Annotated in this window: 4 protein-coding genes; 2 read left to right on the top strand and 2 right to left on the bottom strand. The window is 44.6% G+C overall.

The window, feature by feature from the left end:
* Positions 1–169, bottom strand: a 169-nt coding sequence (locus A1D16_RS21410) for an aminopeptidase P N-terminal domain-containing protein (RefSeq protein WP_290713704.1), incomplete at its 3' end; no start/stop codon positions are given.
* A gap of 332 nt (positions 170–501) precedes the next feature.
* Here A1D16_RS21410 and pckA point away from each other — a divergent pair.
* Both pckA and A1D16_RS21400 read left to right on the top strand, forming a co-directional pair.
* Positions 502–2085: a phosphoenolpyruvate carboxykinase (ATP) gene (pckA, locus tag A1D16_RS21405; RefSeq protein WP_290713701.1), complete on the top strand. Its 1584-nt coding sequence runs from the start codon at positions 502–504 to the stop codon at positions 2083–2085.
* A 170-nt stretch (positions 2086–2255) separates the two neighbouring features.
* Positions 2256–2795 carry a DUF922 domain-containing protein gene (locus A1D16_RS21400; protein WP_290713698.1) on the top strand — a complete coding sequence of 180 codons (540 nt, stop codon included), beginning with the start codon at positions 2256–2258 and terminating at the stop codon, positions 2793–2795.
* Positions 2796–2991: 196 nt separating this feature from the next.
* Here A1D16_RS21400 and A1D16_RS21395 read toward each other — a convergent pair.
* Positions 2992–3425, bottom strand: a 434-nt coding sequence (locus A1D16_RS21395) for a deoxynucleoside kinase (RefSeq protein ID WP_290713695.1), incomplete at its 5' end; no start/stop codon positions are given.

Genomic DNA, 3425 nt, shown 5'->3' with positions numbered 1-3425 from the left:
CGGTAAGCCAGTATAGATCAGCATTTTGCTTAAATGGAAAAAGCGCATCACCATTCGTTGGTAATTCATCGTTGCTGTTGAATATGGCAATGGACATGGGATCCATTGCTTTCATGAATTTTTTTCTATTCTCTGTAAACAAGCGCTTATCTAATGGCAGGTATTTCATGATGATGGTTTTCAGGGTGCTAAAAATAAGGCTGATTTATTTACCGGTCTAATAATCTGCCTGAAATAGGTGTTTTTCGGGGGAGAAAAGACGGATTTCCACTTATTCTGATTTTTTTAAAATATAGCCAATCTCTAATACTAACGATTGTTAGTTTAAACAAAACGAAAAATAGCGGCGCCTATTTTTGATAATATTCAACATAATTCGATTTTATTAAATAAAACTATATGCGTACGAAATACGCATTGTTATGGAAGCTTGGGGTCAACGCTTAGATTTGTCCGCAGAAACGAGTGCATATTATGTCAGTACCTACATTATTTTCCCCTATGGAGCAACTGCTTTCAATAGGTTTGAAGGCCACAGAAGATGTACACTATCAGGCCGATCCCGAAGAGTTAGCCGCCGCAACTGTACGTAATGGACAGGGCGTATTCAATGATACCGGAGCACTGGTAATACAAACCGGTGAGTTTACCGGCCGGAGCCCTAAAGACAAGTTCATTGTATTGGATGAAATCAGTGAGGGTGCCGTTCATTGGAATGAATTTAACCTGCCCATTCATGAAGAATATTTTTTCCAGGTAAAAAAGCAGTTGACCAGCTACCTGGCTGGCTGCCCGGAACTTTGGGTTCGGGATGCCTTTGCCTGTGCAGATCAGCGATACAGAATGCCGATCCGGGTTGTCAATGAAGAACCGGCCAACAATCTTTTCGCGTTTAATATGTTTATTCGTCCAACCGAAGAGGAATTGGAAAACTTTGAACCGGAGTGGACGATATTATCAGCCCCCGGTTTAAAACTTGATCCTGCAGTTGCAGGAACCCGGCAGCACAATGCAGCCATCATTTCCTTCAAGTATAAAACCGTGCTGATTGCAGGTACCGGTTATACCGGCGAAACCAAAAAAGGAATTTTTACGGTCTTGAATTTTATACTACCAAAAGAACACCATGTGTTGAGCATGCATTGCTCGGCCAATATGGGTAAGAAGGGCGACACTGCGTTGTTTTTCGGACTTAGCGGAACCGGCAAAACTACACTTAGTGCAGATCCTTCCAGGCAACTCATTGGCGACGATGAACATGGCTGGAGCGATACAACGATTTTTAATTTTGAGGGGGGCTGTTATGCCAAATGTATTAATTTAAGCCAGGAAAAAGAGCCGGAGATTTTCAATGCAATCCGTGCCGGTGCACTGGTAGAAAATACCCGTTTTTATCCAGGTACCCAAACCATCAATTTTGAAGATGGCAGCATCACTGAAAACACCCGGGTCTCCTATCCGCTGGATTATATCAGTAACTCCGTGGAACCCTCCGTCGGACCTACCCCTAAACACATTTTCTTTTTAACCTGTGATGCATACGGCGTATTGCCACCAATTGCCCGGTTAAGCCCGGAACAGGCTATGTACCAGTTTATATCTGGTTATACAGCGAAGGTTGCCGGTACAGAAGCCGGTATTATAGAACCGAAATCTACCTTTAGCGCCTGTTTTGGTGCTCCATTTATTCCGTTGCACCCCGCTTTGTACGCCGAAATGCTGGGCGAAAAACTTAAAGCACAGGAGGTTCAGGTATGGATGGTAAATACCGGCTGGACCGGGGGGCCGTATGGCGTAGGCAACCGGATAAAACTCAGCTATACCCGCGCTATGATCAGTGCTGCATTAACAGGAAAACTGGATACTATGGCCTATGAACGGCACCCGGTTTTTGGTATGGAAATGCCTGTTTCCTGCGAAGGGGTACCGGCAGAATTACTAAATCCACGGGCTACCTGGGCAGACCCCATGGCCTATGACCAGAAGGCCAATGAACTGGCCAAACAATTTGTACAAAATTTTAAAAAATACGAGGCGGGTACCCCTGCGGCCATCCTGGCGGCAGCCCCGGTTATCCGGCCTTAAGATTTTCGGTCTCAACGTTGCTTGCAAGTCCGCCCTGTTCACAGGGCGGTTTTTTTTTTCGGCTCACAGCCACGGGTCAGATCAGATAAGTACCGACCGATAAAGTTTTAACGCTTTGGTGCAAACAGACCCGCAGCAAATTCGTTTATTTTGACTAAACGACAGGTTGTATGATGATCTGGGCCCTCCTACTGGAAATGGTTACATTGGTGTCAACAATAACGGCTACTACCGCTGATCCGATCAACTGGCGGACAAGAAGAGTATTAAACTGGGCCGATTTTAAAGGAACCCCCGTTACAACAGCCCCCAATGCGGCCCTCACCAGCACTTCTATACTGATCAATTATCGGTACAATACGGAATCGCTTCAGTTCAGGCTGAACTGCGTATTTTATCCGCATAAATCCTGGACCAAAGTAAATACACAACAAATCCTGGCACATGAACAGGGGCATTTTGATATCAGCCAGCTATATACCAGAAAACTGTACCATGCCTTAACTGCCTATCGCTTTAATGCAGCCAGCGTTGAAAAAGATATACAAGCCATTTACCAGCGCATCACCAATGAACAAGCTGCCTACCAAAATTTATACGATAAGGAAACCAATTATTCAAGGGACGCAGCTGCTCAACAAAGCTGGATAGAACGAATAGAAAAAGAGCTGGAAGAAACGAAAGCATTTGCGGATTACCCGGAGGAATAAACCCCAACCACTGTTTTGTCGGACAATGGATTTTTTCACCCAGTCTTCCATGTAGGCCAGCCTGCCTGCATCAGTAAACTTATCAGTATGCCTGTTCATACAACCGTTTTTCGGTGCTCTAAACTAGGCTTTTATAAAGGGCAGTGCAACCGCTTTATAACCCATTTGCATACCGTGTATCAGGGGCGTTAATCTACTAGAACAACCCGTATAACTGGGCATCTACTTTAGTAATGATCTCTCCGAGATCTTCTTCTTTTTCTGCAAATTTATTTTTATCAACATCAATTACCAGCAGCGGACCTTCCTTATACCCTTCGATCCATTTATTATAAAAATCATTCAGTCGCTTCAGGTAGTCGAGCCTGATATTTTCTTCGTATTCACGGCCCCGCTTTTGAATTTGTCCAACTAGTGTTGGAACCGAAGCCTGCAGGTAGATCAGGAGATCCGGCGGTTGTACCATGGTCCTCAGCGTCTGAAAAAACTGGAAGTAGTTTTCAAAATCGCGTTTGCTCATCAATTGCATTTCGTGCAGGTTGGGCGCAAAAATATGCGCGTCTTCATAAATGGTGCGATCCTGCACAACCGTTTCCGTACCCCTATGAATATCCAGAATCTGGTTTATTC

Source organism: Flavihumibacter sp. CACIAM 22H1, from assembly GCF_001601815.1.
In the GTDB taxonomy this organism is placed as follows: Bacteria; Bacteroidota; Bacteroidia; order Chitinophagales; family Chitinophagaceae; genus Flavihumibacter.
The sequence above is the reverse complement of the archived record's forward strand: the minus strand, read 5'-3'. Positions and strand labels throughout refer to the sequence as shown.

What these genes read in the sequence shown, in the direction of transcription:
- pckA (WP_290713701.1), top strand. Translation starts at nt 502, where the DNA reads ATGGAGCAACTGCTTTCAATAGGTTTGAAGGCCACAGAAGATGTACAC.
- A1D16_RS21400 (WP_290713698.1), top strand. Translation starts at nt 2,256, where the DNA reads ATGATGATCTGGGCCCTCCTACTGGAAATGGTTACATTGGTGTCAACA.